General features: G+C 62.4%; 14 protein-coding genes. 2 read left to right on the top strand and 12 right to left on the bottom strand.

What is annotated here, in order from left to right; translation table 11 throughout:
- Positions 1–67 precede the first annotated feature (67 nt).
- Genes ntrC through dusB form a run of 3 tightly spaced genes read right to left on the bottom strand, consistent with a single transcriptional unit; the run spans position 68 to position 3692 of the window.
- Entirely contained in the window at positions 68–1528 is a 1461-nt protein-coding gene (ntrC, locus tag FJ950_RS25810) for a nitrogen regulation protein NR(I) (RefSeq protein ID WP_023783973.1), read from the bottom strand.
- Complete coding sequence (locus FJ950_RS25805; RefSeq protein ID WP_140619608.1) at positions 1525–2667, bottom strand: nitrogen regulation protein NR(II); 1143 nt, start codon at positions 2665–2667, stop codon at positions 1525–1527. Before FJ950_RS25805 ends, ntrC begins: the two co-directional genes overlap by 4 nt.
- Positions 2664–3692, bottom strand: coding sequence for a tRNA dihydrouridine synthase DusB (dusB, locus tag FJ950_RS25800; protein WP_140619606.1), 1029 nt, complete (start codon positions 3690–3692; stop codon positions 2664–2666). The genes FJ950_RS25805 and dusB overlap by 4 nt, the downstream gene beginning before the upstream one ends.
- A 140-nt stretch (positions 3693–3832) precedes the next feature.
- Here dusB and FJ950_RS25795 point away from each other — a divergent pair, with 140 nt between their 5' ends.
- Together FJ950_RS25795 and FJ950_RS25790 are read left to right on the top strand one after the other, a co-directional pair.
- Positions 3833–5062, top strand: coding sequence for a bifunctional 2-C-methyl-D-erythritol 4-phosphate cytidylyltransferase/2-C-methyl-D-erythritol 2,4-cyclodiphosphate synthase (locus FJ950_RS25795; RefSeq protein ID WP_140619604.1), 1230 nt, complete (start codon positions 3833–3835; stop codon positions 5060–5062).
- Entirely contained in the window at positions 5059–5568 is a 510-nt protein-coding gene (locus FJ950_RS25790; RefSeq protein WP_140619602.1) for a CinA family protein, read from the top strand. Before FJ950_RS25795 ends, FJ950_RS25790 begins: the two co-directional genes overlap by 4 nt.
- Here FJ950_RS25790 and FJ950_RS25785 read toward each other — a convergent pair.
- From FJ950_RS25785 to pdhA, 9 genes are all read right to left on the bottom strand, one after another.
- Positions 5544–6002 carry a type II toxin-antitoxin system RatA family toxin gene (locus FJ950_RS25785; RefSeq protein WP_015317926.1) on the bottom strand — a complete coding sequence of 153 codons (459 nt, stop codon included), beginning with the start codon at positions 6000–6002 and terminating at the stop codon, positions 5544–5546. The genes FJ950_RS25790 and FJ950_RS25785 overlap by 25 nt on opposite strands.
- Positions 6003–6012: 10 nt before the next feature.
- The gene (gene lipA / locus FJ950_RS25780; protein ID WP_015317927.1) at positions 6013–6978 is read right to left on the bottom strand and encodes a lipoyl synthase; all 966 of its coding nucleotides are present in this window, start codon (positions 6976–6978) and stop codon (positions 6013–6015) included.
- A gap of 137 nt (positions 6979–7115) precedes the next feature.
- Complete coding sequence (locus FJ950_RS25775) at positions 7116–7373, bottom strand: GlsB/YeaQ/YmgE family stress response membrane protein (protein WP_140619600.1); 258 nt, start codon at positions 7371–7373, stop codon at positions 7116–7118.
- A 99-nt stretch (positions 7374–7472) separates the two neighbouring features.
- Positions 7473–8921, bottom strand: coding sequence for a dihydrolipoyl dehydrogenase (gene lpdA, locus FJ950_RS25770; protein ID WP_015317929.1), 1449 nt, complete (start codon positions 8919–8921; stop codon positions 7473–7475).
- 16 nt (positions 8922–8937) lie between these two features.
- Positions 8938–9573 carry an SGNH/GDSL hydrolase family protein gene (locus tag FJ950_RS25765; RefSeq protein ID WP_140619598.1) on the bottom strand — a complete coding sequence of 212 codons (636 nt, stop codon included), beginning with the start codon at positions 9571–9573 and terminating at the stop codon, positions 8938–8940.
- 4 nt (positions 9574–9577) lie between these two features.
- Positions 9578–9991: a hypothetical protein gene (locus FJ950_RS25760; RefSeq protein ID WP_140619596.1), complete on the bottom strand. Its 414-nt coding sequence runs from the start codon at positions 9989–9991 to the stop codon at positions 9578–9580.
- Between the two features lie 14 nt (positions 9992–10005).
- The gene (locus tag FJ950_RS25755) at positions 10006–11367 is read right to left on the bottom strand and encodes a pyruvate dehydrogenase complex dihydrolipoamide acetyltransferase (protein ID WP_140619594.1); all 1362 of its coding nucleotides are present in this window, start codon (positions 11365–11367) and stop codon (positions 10006–10008) included.
- A gap of 18 nt (positions 11368–11385) precedes the next feature.
- Positions 11386–12816 (bottom strand): pyruvate dehydrogenase complex E1 component subunit beta, encoded by a 1431-nt coding sequence (locus FJ950_RS25750; protein ID WP_140619592.1) that lies wholly within the window; start codon positions 12814–12816, stop codon positions 11386–11388.
- A 14-nt stretch (positions 12817–12830) separates the two neighbouring features.
- Positions 12831–13868 (bottom strand): pyruvate dehydrogenase (acetyl-transferring) E1 component subunit alpha, encoded by a 1038-nt coding sequence (pdhA, locus tag FJ950_RS25745; protein WP_140619590.1) that lies wholly within the window; start codon positions 13866–13868, stop codon positions 12831–12833.
- Positions 13869–13893 lie beyond the last annotated feature (25 nt).

Genomic DNA, 13893 nt, shown 5'->3' with positions numbered 1-13893 from the left:
AAGTGTGACAACTACAGGACTCTTTCCCCGGCCGGTCCCCTGAAAAGATCCTGTATGCAGCGCGGGCTCAGGTCTGGCGGGAGGACTTGTAAACGTTGACGCCCAACTCGCGAATCTTCTTGCGCAGGGTGTTGCGGTTGAGTCCCAGGAGCTCCGCGGCCTTGATCTGGTTGCCGCGGGTTGCCGTCATCGAAGCCAGCACCAACGGATATTCGACTTCGGACAGGATGCGCTCGTACAGACCGGCAGGCGGCAATTCGCCTGCAAAGGAGGCGAAATAGCGCTGCAGGAAGTGCTCCACCGCCTGCCCGATGGAAAGATCGTCGGGAATGAGGTTGCCGCCGCCTGGTACCACGGGGCGTTCGCCTGTCTTGAGCTCCGTCTCGATGATCTCGGCGGAAATCTCGTCCTGCGAATAAAGCGCGGCGAGCCTGCGGACCAGGTTTTCCAGCTCGCGCACATTGCCTGGCCAGGGATAGCGCTTCATCAGTTCGATGCCGCCGGAAGAGATGCGCTTGGTCTGCAGCCCCTCCATTTCGCCGAGCTTGAAGAAATGGCGCACCAGATCGGGCACATCCTCGGAGCGTTCGCGCAGGGCCGGCAACCTGAGCGGCACGACATTGAGACGGTAGAAAAGATCCTCGCGGAAGAGGCCCTGGTTGATCAGCGTACGCAGGTCCTTGTTGGTGGCGGCGACAATGCGCACATCGGTCTTGATCGGCGTGCGGCCGCCGACGGTCGTGTACTCGCCCTGCTGCAGGACGCGCAGCAAGCGCGTCTGCGCCTCCATCGGCATGTCGCCGATCTCGTCGAGGAACAGCGTGCCGCCCTCCGCCTGCTCGAAGCGACCGGTCGAGCGGCTCTGCGCGCCGGTGAAGGCGCCCTTCTCGTGACCGAACAGTTCCGATTCAATGAGATCGCGCGGGATAGCCGCCATGTTGATGGCAACGAACGGGCCGCCACGACGGCGCCCATATTCATGCAGCGCGCGCGCCACCAGTTCCTTGCCGGTGCCCGATTCGCCCGAAATCATCACCGTCAGGTCGGTCTGCATCATGCGCGCCAGCATGCGGTAGATGTCCTGCATGGCTGCCGAACGGCCGACCAGCGGCATCGTTTCGGGCGGCTCTTCTTGCCTGGCATCGATCTTCGGCCGCCGGGGCTCGGACAAAGCGCGGTTGACGATGTTGAGGAGTTCGGTCAGATCGAAAGGCTTCGGCAGATATTCATAGGCGCCCGTTTCGGAAGCGCGGATCGCCGTCATGAAGGTATTCTGGGCGCTCATGACGATGACAGGCAGTTCCGGCCGCGCCTTCTTGATGCGCGGCAGCATGTCGAAAGCGTTCTCGTCCGGCATCACGACGTCGGTGATGACGAGATCACCCTCGCCGGCCGCCACCCAGCGCCACAGAGTCGACGCGTTGGAGGTGACGCGCACCTCGTGACCGACACGCGACAGGGCCTGATTGAGAACGGTGCGGATCGCAGCGTCGTCGTCGGCGACCAGAATATTGCCGCGAACGGTCATTTGCGGTCTCCTTCACCGTCTTGATCAGCGCCAAGCGCCGTTTCCTTCCAGGCCGGCATCAGAACCCGGAATGTTGTCGCGCGCGGCGTCGAATCGCATTCGATGATGCCGCCATGTTCACCGACGATCTTGGCGACCAGCGCCAGCCCGAGCCCCGAGCCGTTCGGCTTGGTGGTGATGAAGGGATCGAACAGGATCGGCAGGATATCCTCCGACACGCCGGAACCATTGTCGCGCACGCAGAACTCCAGCGGCAGCGACACGCGGTCCTGCGTCCCCGGGACCGAGACGCGAATGCCGGGCCGGAAGGCGGTGGACAGCACGATCTCGCCCTGGGGGTCGCTGCCGATTGCCTCGGCGGCGTTCTTGATTAGATTGAGGAACACCTGGATCAGCTGGTCGCGATTGGCAAATACCGGAGGCAATGATGGATCATAGTCCTCCAGTATCTTGATTTTCCTAGCGAAACCGTTCTTTGCGATCGCTTTCACGTGATCGAGCACCACATGGATGTTGACGGGATAGCGGTCGATCGGCCGCTCGTCGGAAAACACCTCCATGCGGTCGACCAGCGATACGATACGGTCCGTCTCGTCGGTGATCAGCCGCGTCAGCGCGCGATCCTCATCGGAAGCGGACAGCTCGAGCAGCTGAGCCGCCCCCCTGATACCGGAGAGCGGGTTCTTGATCTCATGCGCCAGCATCGCCGCCAGACCGGTCACCGAGCGCGCGGCGCCGCGATGCGTCATCTGCCGGTCGATCTTGTCGGCCATCGACCGCTCCTGGAACATGACCACGACGGAGCCCGGAAACTCCGGCACCGGCGCGACATAGAGATCGACGACCTTTTCGATGCCGAGGCGCGGCGACGAAACGTCGACCCGATATTCGTTGACGGGCGCGCGGCGCTCGCGCACCTGGTCGACCAGTGTCAGCAGCGGACTGCCGAAGGGTATGAGCTTGGACAGGGTGTTGCGCGCCAGCATGGTCGCGCTGGAGCGAAAGAAGTCCTCGGCATCGGCATTGGCGAAGGTGATGAAGCCTTCCTCGCTGATCATGATCACCGGGCGGCGGATCGTGTTTAGTACGATCTGGGCAGCATCCGCCATTTCAACGCCTTGGCCAGGGGTTGCGGTCATGCGGCGCTCCGCAGGTTCAAGGTTTGCGGATCGCGCGAAAACACGTCACGCAGCAAGGCAATGACGCGGGCCGGTTCGGACGCGGTCAATATCGCTTTCCTACTCTCGCCAGCGACACCCTCGGCATGTCGGTCGAGATACCAGCCCAGATGCTTACGCGCCTGGCGCAGGCCGCTCTCGATGCCGTAAAGCGCCAGCATGTCCTCGTAGTGGGCGACGACATAATCGGTAAGCGCTTGCGGGGTCTCGGGAATGCCGGGCGAAAATGTCCCGGTGGCAGCCGCAGCGATGCCGCCGGCGACCCACGGCGCGCCATAATGGGCGCGGCCGACCATCAACGCATCGGCGCCGGACTGTTCGAGAACGGCGGCTGCCTCGCTTGGGGAGCAGACATCGCCATTGGCGACGACCGGAATGGAGACAGCCTCCTTGACGCGAGCGATGGCGCGCCAGTCCGCCTTGCCCTGGTAGAACTGGCAGCGTGTGCGGCCATGGACCGTAACCATTCTGACGCCCGCCTGCTCGGCCCGGCGCGCCAGGATAGGAGCGTTGAGCGCGCCTTCGTCCCAACCCAGCCGCATCTTGACCGTCACCGGCACCTTGACCACGCCTACCACGGCCTCGATCAGCGAGAGCGCGTGGTCGAGATCCAGCATCAATGCCGAACCGGCATAGCCACCGGTGACCTTCTTGGCCGGGCAGCCCATGTTGATGTCGATGATGTCGGCGCCCTCGCCGGCGGCGATCCGCGCGCCTTCGGCCATATGCATGGCCTCGCGCCCGGCAAGCTGCACCATATGGACGGGCAGTCCGGAGTGGCGTATCCGCAGGCCACAACCCGCCCTGCCCTTGGCGAGTTCGCCGCTGGCCACCATTTCGGACACGACCAGGCCTGCGCCATGCCCATGGGCGCGCTGCCTGAACGCCTCGTCCGTGATCCCCGACATTGGCGCGAGGAAGACGCGGTTGCGTATTCTGACGCCGCCGACGTCGAGAGACTGGGCCAATCCGGTCAAGTTAACCATGCACAAAAACCAAGCACGTCCATTCGTTGCACATTCTCTAGCCAGATCGAGAGAAATGTGCAACGCGGAATGACGCCACATTAAGGCGCAATTGGGAAAATGCTGGCCTTCGGCCTTGGCCGCGACTAGGACCGGACTGCATGACTGGCGCAACCGAAAATCAGGCTCCGGATCCGGGTGGCAAAGTCGCGGTGGTTATCGTCGCGGCCGGTCGCGGCGCGCGCGCCGGACAAGCCGATGGTCCTAAGCAGTATCAACGAATTGGCGGACGCGCCGTCATCGCTCGTGTCATAGACATTTTTCTGGCGCACCCGCTCATCGGCCGGGTCGTCGTGGCCATCCATGCCGAAGACCGCGAGCTTTTTCAGCAAGCCGTCGGAACCGATGCGGATCGGGTAACGGCAATTGCCGGAGGCGCCACCAGGCAGGATTCGGTTCGGCTCGGGCTACAGGCGCTGAGAAGCTACGCGCCGGACAAGGTCCTCATCCACGACGCCGCGCGCCCCTTTGTCGACATGGATCTGATCGACCGCACCATCGCGGCCATCGGCGAACGTGAAGGCGCGCTTCCCGCCCTGCCGGTCGCCGACACACTGAAACGCGAATCGGCGACCGGCATGGTCGGCGAAACGGTGCCACGGAGCGGGCTGCACGCGGCGCAAACGCCGCAAGGCTTTCCCTTCCTCGCGATCATGACGATGCATGAGCAAGCCTATAACAGCGGCAAATCCGACTTTACCGACGACGCGTCGATCGCCGAATGGATGCAAATGCCGGTGAAGCTCGTTCCTGGATCGCCCGACAATGTCAAACTCACATGGGCACGGGACATCGCCATGGCGCACCAGCGACTTTCCAGCGAGCGGACACACTTTCCCGACATCCGCACCGGCAATGGCTATGATGTCCACGCCTTCGAGCCCGGCGACCATGTTACGCTTTGTGGCGTCGCCATCCCGCATGACAGGAAATTGTCGGGCCATTCCGACGCGGATGTCGGCCTGCACGCCCTGACCGACGCGCTGCTGGCGACCTGCGGGGCCGGCGACATCGGCACGCACTTTCCTCCGTCCGATCCGCAGTGGAAAGGCGCTGCATCGCGGATATTCGTCGAACATGCGGCAAGACTGGTGCGCGAGCGCGGCGGACGCATCGCCAATGCCGATATCACGCTGATCTGCGAGGCGCCGCGCGTCGGCCCGCACCGCGAGGCGATGACATCAGTCCTTTCGCTGATGCTGGGCATTTCCGCCGACCGCATCTCGGTCAAGGCGACAACCAACGAGAAGCTCGGCTTTGTCGGCCGCGAGGAAGGTATCGCGGCGATCGCCACCGCCAGTGTGGTGTTTCCAGGCGAGGTTCCGGAATGACCAACAGCGAACTGGCAACCGCCCTGTTTGAGGCGTGCCGGGAGCGCGGCATCATGCTGGCGACCGCGGAAAGCTGTACCGGCGGGATGATCATCGCCGCGCTGACCGACATTGCCGGTTCTTCCGCCGTGGTCGATCGCGGCTTCATCACCTATTCCAATGAAGCCAAGATGGACATGCTCGGCGTTCGCGCCGCCACGCTCGACGTGCATGGTGCGGTCTCCCGCGAGACAGCCATCGAGATGGCCGCAGGAGCGCTCGCCCGTTCGCGTGCCGGGCTGGCGCTGGCCGTCACCGGCATTGCCGGTCCGGGTGGCGGTTCCAGGGAAAAGCCGGTCGGGCTGGTCTGGTTTGGCGTTGCGGTGAACGGCCGACCCGTGACGGCTGAACGCAAGCTGTTTGCCGGCAATGGCCGTGACTTCATCCGCCGGGAAACGGTCCATCATTCACTTGAGATCGGCTTGCAGGCGCTTGGCGAGAGTCAGGCCGCCGGTTTCTTGCCGTAGATGATGTCGGCGCGCTTTTCAAAAGCTTCGGCGAACATGCGGAAGGCACGATCGAACATCGTGCCCATCAGCGCACCCAGGATGCGGCTCTTGAATTCATAGTCGATGAAGAAGCGCACGGCACAACCGGCACCATCCGGCTCGAACCGCCAGACATTGCTCAGATATTTGAACGGGCCGTCAATATACTTCACGTCGATGGCGTGTTCGTCGGGCTTGAGCAGTACCTGCGTCGTGAAAGTCTCCCGGATCGCCTTATAGCCGATGCTCATGTCGGCCACGAGGATGGTGCGGCCGTCACGCTCCTTGCGCGAGCGGACCGCCAACGCTTCGCAAAGCGGCAGGAATTGCGGGTAAGTTTCGATGTCGGCGACCAGCGCGAACATCTGCTCAGGCGTGTGGGCGACGCGTCGGGTGGCTTCGAATTTCGGCATGAAACCGGCGTTAGATCAATTTCTGGAGCTGCGCTTCGCGCGCGGCGCGCAGCCGGGCGAAATCGTCGCCGGCATGGTGCGAAGAGCGTGTCAGCGGGCTCGATGCCACCAGCAGGAAACCCTTGGTCTTGCCGATCGTCTCGAAGGACTTGAATTCCTCCGGCGTGACGAAGCGGATCACCGGGTGGTGCTTCTTCGACGGCTGCAGGTATTGGCCGATGGTCATGAAGTCGACATTGGCCGAACGCAGATCGTCCATTAATTGCAGGATTTCGTTCCGCTCCTCGCCAAGGCCGACCATGATGCCGGACTTGGTGAAAATCGACGGATCGAGTTCCTTGACCCGCTGCAGCAGCCGGATCGAGTGGAAATAGCGGGCGCCCGGCCGGACCTTGAGATAATTCGACGGCACGGTTTCGAGGTTGTGGTTGAAGACATCGGGCCTGGCCGCCACGACGATCTCCAGCGCGCCTTCCTTGCGCAGGAAATCGGGCGTCAGGATTTCGATCGTCGTCAGAGGCGTTGCCGCCCGGATCGCACGGATGACATCGGCGAAGTGCTGAGCACCGCCATCGTCGAGATCGTCGCGGTCAACGGAGGTGATGACGACGTGGCTGAGGCCCATTTGCTTGACGGCATGCGCGACACGCGCGGGCTCGTCGGAGTCGAGCGCGGTCGGGATGCCAGTGGCGACATTGCAGAAGGCGCAGGCGCGCGTGCAGATCTCGCCCATGATCATGAAGGTGGCGTGCTTCTTTTCCCAGCACTCGCCGATGTTCGGGCAACCGGCCTCTTCGCATACGGTCACCAGCTTGTGCGATTTCACGATCTCCCGTGTCTCGGCATATCCCTTCGACACCGGCGCCTTGACGCGGATCCAGTCCGGCTTACGCAATACCTCCTGGTCGGGCTTGTGGGCCTTCTCGGGATGCCGCAGCCGCGGCGCGTTGGCGATCGTGTCGAGGACAGTGACCATCTGAACCCTGGCCTTTCTTGCGACCGCCCGTCGGCGATCGTCACTTTAACGTCATCTAGGACTTTTCGGGACAAAGAAAAAGGCTGCAGCGGCGCATGCCGCTACAACCGTTTTCGCATAGCCGAAAACGATATCGACTAACGGCGCACCAGGCGACCTACCCAGATCAGCAGGCAGGCACCGATGAATCCGGTGATCAGATAAGCGGTCCAGCCGACGCCGAATACGCCGATGTTGAGGGCCTGCAGGACTGCATTCAGCACCACCGCGCCAACGATGCCCATGATAATGTTCATGAATATGCCGGTGTTGCTCTTCATGACCATTTCGGCCAACCAGCCTGCCAGGCCGCCGATGATGATTGCTGCGATCCAGCCCACGCCGTTCAAGTGCATATGCCTTCTCCTTGCGCCAGTAAAAATGCATTGGGAAACGAACTGCCTCGCCGTCGAGATCCCACGGCTTCGACAGCTGAGTCTCCCGCGGGGAATCTATCATGCGTTCAAGGCGCGGCCATAGGCGTCTAGCACGCTTTCCTTCATCATCTCGGATAGCGTCGGATGCGGGAAGATGGTGTGCATCAGCTCTTCCTCGGTGGTTTCGAGGTTCATCGCCACGACAAAACCCTGGATCAGTTCCGTGACTTCGGCGCCGACCATGTGTGCGCCGAGCAACTGACCGGTCTTCTTGTCGAAGATGGTCTTGATGAAGCCCTGGTCTTCCCCAAGCGCAATGGCTTTGCCGTTGGCTCCGAACTGGAACCGGCCGACGCGGATATCCTTGCCCTCGGCCTTGGCTTTTGCTTCCGTCAGTCCAACCGAGGCGACCTGCGGATTGCAGTAGGTGCAACCAGGGATCTTGAGCTTGTCCGTGGCGTGAACACCGGGGAAGTTCGCGATCTTCTCGACGCACACGACGCCCTCGTGCTCGGCCTTGTGAGCAAGCATGGGCGGACCGGCGACATCGCCGATGGCGTAGATGCCAGGCACATTGGTCTTGCCATACCCGTCGATGACCACGCAACCGCGCTCGGTCTTAACACCAAGTGCTTCAAGTCCGAGGTTCTCGATATTGCCCTGGACGCCAACGGCCGAGATCATGCGGTCGGCGGTGATCTTCTCGACCTTGCCGTCCTTCATCTCGACATGCGCGGTAATCGAGTTCGCCCCCTTCTCGACCTTGGTCACCTTGGCCTCGAGGATGATCTTCATGCCTTGCTTCTCGAACTGCTTTTGCGCGAATTTCGAGACCTCTGCGTCCTCGACCGGCATCACCGCCGGCAGCAGCTCGACGACCGTGACGTCGGCGCCCATTGTGCGATAGAAGGAGGCGAATTCGATGCCGATGGCGCCTGAGCCCATCACCAGCAGCGACTTCGGCATCTCCTTCGGCACCATGGCTTCGAAATAGGTCCAGATCAGCTTGCCGTCCGGCTCTATGCCGGGCAGAGCGCGCGGCCGGGCGCCGGTCGCCAGGATGATGTGCTTGGCGGTGTAGGTGCCCTCGCCCTTGACGCCTTTCGGTACCGGCGGCTGCGGCTCCATCGGCTTCTTGGCCGTCTTAGAAACCACGATCTCACCGGGCTTGGATAGTTTGGCCTCGCCCCAGATGACGTCGACCTTGTTCTTCTTCATCAGGAAGGCGACGCCGCCATTGAGCCTGAGCGACACTTTTCGCGACCGATCGACGACGGCAGCGGTATCGGCACTGATCTTGCCGCCATCGAGCTTCAGGCCGTAATCCTTCAGATGATCGGAATAATGCATGATCTCGGCCGACCGCAGCAGCGCCTTGGTCGGAATACAGCCCCAATTCAGACAGATGCCGCCTAGATGCTCGCGCTCGACGATCGCCGTCTTGAAGCCGAGCTGGGCGGAGCGCACCGCGGTGACATAGCCGCCGGGACCGGAGCCGATGATGATGACGTCATAGTTCTCAGCCACGGGTTTTCTCCTTCAATCACAATTCCAGCATGACGCGCACGACCGGCGTCAGCGCCTCGCCAATGTTTCGCGTATTCTCGGCATCGAGGTGGACGCCATCGAGAGGTGTTGTTTGCGCCACCGTGCCAGCGTCGAAGAAGCCGCAGCCGACCTCGTCGGCGAGTGCGGCGTATTGCGGCGCAAGCTGCTTCGAGGCCTCATCGCCGCCGGCGAACATCTCCCTGAAGTCGGCATTTTCGGTGCGGCTGACAAGAGGCGGCGAAACGATCAGTATCTGCGGTGCCGGCCAGTCGAACGGATAGTCGTGGCCACGCACGATATCGATCAGCCGCTGGATGCCTTGCTTGGCGGCAACCGGGTTGCCATGGATCCATGGCTTCATGTCATTGGCGCCGAGCATGATGACGATCAGGTCGATCGGCGCATGCGTCGTCAACACTGTCGGCAGCAGCCGCGCGCCGTTGCGATCGGCTCCGGCCAGATGATCGTCGAAGGCGGTGGTGCGGCCATTGAGCCCCTCGGCGACGACTTGAACGCCTCCGCCGAGGCCTGCTTGCAGGACGCTTGGCCAGCGATCCCCGAGCCCATGACGGCCGCCCTCGGCATTGTAGCCCCAGGTCAGCGAGTCGCCGTAACAAAGCACCGTCTTCATCCGTTCAACCTGCCTTTGTGTCGGCCACGTCGCGCTTCACGCGCCAGCGTACGAACAACCAATGGATGACGATCGTCACCAGGCCCGGCAGACCGAGACCGGCAACCATCGGTATGTCTTTCCTGACCACCGCGGCGCTGCTGTCGCTGTAGAGGATCAGCGCGACCAGCAGGACGAGAAGCGCCACAAAGGCAATCAGCGTCCACTTGCCCGCCCTGGCAACGGCCGCGACCGGATCGTTCGTCAATTGCGCAACGAAGAAGATGAAGGTGGCGACAAAAGTCACCAACACCGAGAACATGAAGACGATGATGTATTCTTCCTCGGCGCCGGTGGCGACAGCCAACCATTGCGCGATAAGGCCGCCGGCCAAGCCGGAAATCAAAAAGGCGAAAAGGCTGGTGAAGAATATCCGCACAGCCTTTCCCTTTCCTAGACCAGCATGCCCATCGGATTCTCGATCAGCTTCTTGAAGGCGACCAGCAGTTCGGCTCCCAGCGCGCCATCAACCGCACGATGGTCAGTCGACAGCGTCACCGACATCACGGTGGCTATTCTGATCTCGCCGTTCCTGACCACCGCCCGCTCCTCGCCGGCGCCGACCGCCAGGATCGTCGCATGCGGCGGGTTGATGACGGCGGCAAAGTCCTTGATGCCGAACATGCCGAGATTGGAAACGGCCGTCGTGCCGCCTTGATATTCTTCCGGCTTCAGCTTGCGGCTGCGGGCGCGGCTGGCCAGGTCCTTCATCTCGTTGGAGATGACCGACAGCGTCTTTTCGTCGGCATGCCGGATGATCGGCGTGATCAGGCCACCGGGGATCGAAACGGCGACGCCGACATCGGCATGCTTGTGCTTGACCATGGCGCTCTCCGTCCATGAGGCATTGGCATCCGGCACCGCCTTCAGCGCCATCGCCATCGCCTTGATCACCATGTCGTTGACCGACAGCTTGTAGGCGGGAGCCTCGCCCTTGTCGGTCTTCTTCACCGGTGCCGCGGCATTGAGCTGAGTGCGTAAAGCCAGCAGCGCGTCGAGTTCGCAGTCGAGCGTCAGATAGAAATGCGGGATGGTGGTTTTTGCTTCGACCAGGCGCCGCGCGATGGTCTTGCGCATATTGTCGTGCGGGACGAGTTCGTAGGAGCCTTCCTCGAACAGTTTCAGCACCTGCTCGTCCGACATCGCCTTTACCGCCGGGGCGGAGGCAGGCGCGCCGGCCGGAGCCTTGGCAGCCGGTGCCGCCTTGGCGCCACCACCGGCAATCGCGGCATCTACGTCAGCCTTGACCACGCGGCCGTGCGGGCCGGTGCCGGTGACCGCAGAGACGTCGACGCCGGCGTCCTTGGCGATACGGCGGGCAAGCGGCGATGCAAAGGTGCGGTCGCCAGCCGCGTTGCCATTGGCGGCCGGAGCCGCCTGCGCCTTTGGGGCCTCGACCTCGGCCTTTGGCGCTTCAGCATTCGGCGCTTCGGCTTTAGGCGCATCCGCTTTCGGAGCTTCGGCTTTCGCCGGTGTGGCGGCGCCGCTTTTCGCCGCGGCGCCGGCATCTTCGCCTTCCGCCGCAAGCACCGCGATCAGCGCGTTGACCTTGACCCCTTCGGTTCCGGCCGGCACGACGAGCTTGGCAACCGTGCCCTCATCGACGGCTTCGACCTCCATCGTCGCCTTGTCGGTTTCGATCTCGGCGATCACGTCGCCGGGCGAAACCTTGTCGCCTTCCTTGACCAGCCACTTGGAAAGATTGCCCTCTTCCATAGTGGGCGAGAGCGCCGGCATGGTGATGTTGATTGGCATATTGTCCTCCCACCCGGTTCAGCGATATGCGACGGCTTTGACGGCCTCGATGACCTCGCCGACATTCGGCAAAGCCAGTTTTTCGAGGTTCGCCGCATAAGGCATCGGCACGTCCTTGCCGGCAATGGTGATGACCGGTGCGTCGAGGAAATCGAAGGCGCGCTGCGAGACCTGGTTGGCGATGTGGTCGCCAACCGAATTCTGCGGGTAGCCTTCTTCGACCACGACCAGCCGGTTGGTCTTCTTGACCGAGGCGATGACGGTGTCGAGATCGAGCGGACGGATAGTCCTGAGGTCGATGATCTCGGCGTCGATCCCCATGCCGCGCAGCTCGGCTTCAGCCTTGACCGCATAGGTCATGCCGATGCCGAAGGAGACGATGGTGACATCCTTGCCTGCCTTGTGGATGCGCGCCTTGCCGATCGGCAGCACGAAGTCGTCCAGCTTCGGAACGTCGAAGGACTGGCCGTAGAGAATTTCATTCTCGAGGAAGATGACCGGGTTCGGATCGCGGATCGCTGCCTTGAGCAGGCCCTTGGCGTCGGCGGCCGTATACGGCATCACGACCTTCAAGCCTGGAATGTGGCTGTACCAAGCGGCATAGCACTGCGAGTGCTGCGCCGCGACGCGGGCCGCCGCGCCATTTGGCCCGCGGAACACGATCGGCGCGCCCATCTGGCCGCCCGACATATAGAGCGTCTTGGCGGCGGAGTTGATGATCTGGTCGATCGCCTGCATGGCGAAGTTGAAGGTCATGAACTCGACGATCGGCTTCAGCCCAGCCATCGCCGCACCGACACCAACGCCGGCAAAACCATGCTCGGTAATCGGCGTGTCGACGACGCGACGCGGCCCAAATTCCTGCAGCAAGCCCTGTGTGATCTTGTAGGCGCCCTGGTATTCGGCGACTTCCTCACCCATGACGAAGACATCGCCGTCGCGGCGCATTTCCTCGGCCATGGCATCACGCAGCGCCTCGCGCACCGTGGTCGAGACCATTTCGGTGCCGGGAGGAATGTCCGGATCGGCAGCGAGGTTGACCACCGGGGCGGCGGGGACGGAGGCTTTCGGCGCCTCTCCAGCATCCTGCGGCGCCCGCTGCGAGCCTTCCTCGGCCGCGTCGGCGCGCTGCCCACCAGTTGACACCGCGTCTTGCGTCGAGGCGGGAGCCGCCTTGGAGGCCTTGTCGATGTCGCCAGAACTTTCGCCATCCTGCAGCAGAACGGCGATCGGCGTGTTGACCTTGACGCCTTCGGTGCCGGCGGCGATCAGGATCTTGCCCAGCGTACCTTCGTCGACGGCTTCGACTTCCATCGTCGCCTTGTCGGTTTCGATCTCGGCAATGACGTCGCCGGCGACGACCTTGTCGCCCTCGTTCTTCAACCACTTGGAAAGATTGCCCTCTTCCATGGTCGGCGAGAGGGCGGGCATGAGAATTTCGATCGGCATGTCCTGGCCCTCCCTTACAATACGATATCGGTCCAGAGCTCGGACGGATCCGGCTCCGCGTCGTGCTGGGCAAATTCGGCGGCGTCGGCGACGATGTCGCGAACCTCCTTGTCGACGGTCTTGAGTTCGTCCTCGGTCGCCCACTTCTTCTCGATGAGCCGCGCCTTGACCTGCTCGATCGGATCATGATCGGAGCGCATCTTCTGGACTTCTTCCTTGGAGCGATATTTCGCCGGGTCAGACATCGAGTGGCCGCGATAGCGATAAGTCTGCATTTCGAGAATGATCGGCCCATTGCCGGCACGGCACCACTCGGTAGCCAGATCGCCAGCCGCCTTCACCGCACGCACATCCATGCCGTCGACCTGGATGCCCGGAATCTTGAACGACGCGCCACGATGCGAAAAATTGGTTTCCGCCGAAGAGCGCGACACCGAGGTGCCCATGGCGTAGCGGTTGTTCTCGATGATGTAGATCACCGGCAGCTTCCACAGCGAGGCCATGTTGAAGCTTTCGTAGACCTGGCCCTGGTTGGCGGCACCGTCGCCGAAATAGGTCAGCGAGACATTGTTGTTGTCGCGGTAGCGGTTGGCAAAAGCCAGACCTGTTCCAAGCGACACCTGCGCACCGACAATGCCGTGACCGCCATAGAAATGCTTCTCCTTGGAGAACATGTGCATGGAGCCGCCCTTGCCCCTGGACAAGCCGCCGCGGCGTCCGGTCAGCTCGGCCATCACGCCACGCGGCGACAGCTCCATCGCCAACATGTGGCCGTGATCGCGATAGGCCGTGATCATCTGGTCGCCGTCGATCAGCGCCATCTTCATGCCGGTGACGACCGCTTCCTGGCCGATATAGAGGTGACAGAAACCGCCAATGAAGCCCATGCCGTAGAGCTGGCCGGCCTTCTCCTCGAAGCGACGGATGAGCAGCATATGCCGGTAGGCGGCAAGCTCTTCGTCCTTGGTGAAGTCAACAGGCTTGGGTGCTGATAGACCGGATTTGCCGTCGGATTTCGATTTGGCAGGCGCTTTTCTGGCTGCGGTGGCCATGCATCACTCCCTGTTGGCGTCTCTT

Origin of the sequence: Mesorhizobium sp. B2-3-14, assembly GCF_006442175.1 — a bacterium.
GTDB classification, from domain to species: Bacteria; Pseudomonadota; Alphaproteobacteria; order Rhizobiales; family Rhizobiaceae; genus Mesorhizobium; species Mesorhizobium australicum.
The sequence above is the reverse complement of the archived record's forward strand: the minus strand, read 5'-3'. Positions and strand labels throughout refer to the sequence as shown.

What these genes read in the sequence shown, in the direction of transcription:
- ntrC (WP_023783973.1), bottom strand. Translation starts at nt 1,528, where the DNA reads ATGACCGTTCGCGGCAATATTCTGGTCGCCGACGACGACGCTGCGATC.
- FJ950_RS25805 (WP_140619608.1), bottom strand. Translation starts at nt 2,667, where the DNA reads ATGACCGCAACCCCTGGCCAAGGCGTTGAAATGGCGGATGCTGCCCAG.
- dusB (WP_140619606.1), bottom strand. Translation starts at nt 3,692, where the DNA reads ATGGTTAACTTGACCGGATTGGCCCAGTCTCTCGACGTCGGCGGCGTC.
- FJ950_RS25795 (WP_140619604.1), top strand. Translation starts at nt 3,833, where the DNA reads ATGACTGGCGCAACCGAAAATCAGGCTCCGGATCCGGGTGGCAAAGTC.
- FJ950_RS25790 (WP_140619602.1), top strand. Translation starts at nt 5,059, where the DNA reads ATGACCAACAGCGAACTGGCAACCGCCCTGTTTGAGGCGTGCCGGGAG.
- FJ950_RS25785 (WP_015317926.1), bottom strand. Translation starts at nt 6,002, where the DNA reads ATGCCGAAATTCGAAGCCACCCGACGCGTCGCCCACACGCCTGAGCAG.
- lipA (WP_015317927.1), bottom strand. Translation starts at nt 6,978, where the DNA reads ATGGTCACTGTCCTCGACACGATCGCCAACGCGCCGCGGCTGCGGCAT.
- FJ950_RS25775 (WP_140619600.1), bottom strand. Translation starts at nt 7,373, where the DNA reads ATGCACTTGAACGGCGTGGGCTGGATCGCAGCAATCATCATCGGCGGC.
- FJ950_RS25765 (WP_140619598.1), bottom strand. Translation starts at nt 9,573, where the DNA reads ATGAAGACGGTGCTTTGTTACGGCGACTCGCTGACCTGGGGCTACAAT.
- FJ950_RS25755 (WP_140619594.1), bottom strand. Translation starts at nt 11,367, where the DNA reads ATGCCAATCAACATCACCATGCCGGCGCTCTCGCCCACTATGGAAGAG.
- FJ950_RS25750 (WP_140619592.1), bottom strand. Translation starts at nt 12,816, where the DNA reads ATGCCGATCGAAATTCTCATGCCCGCCCTCTCGCCGACCATGGAAGAG.
- pdhA (WP_140619590.1), bottom strand. Translation starts at nt 13,868, where the DNA reads ATGGCCACCGCAGCCAGAAAAGCGCCTGCCAAATCGAAATCCGACGGC.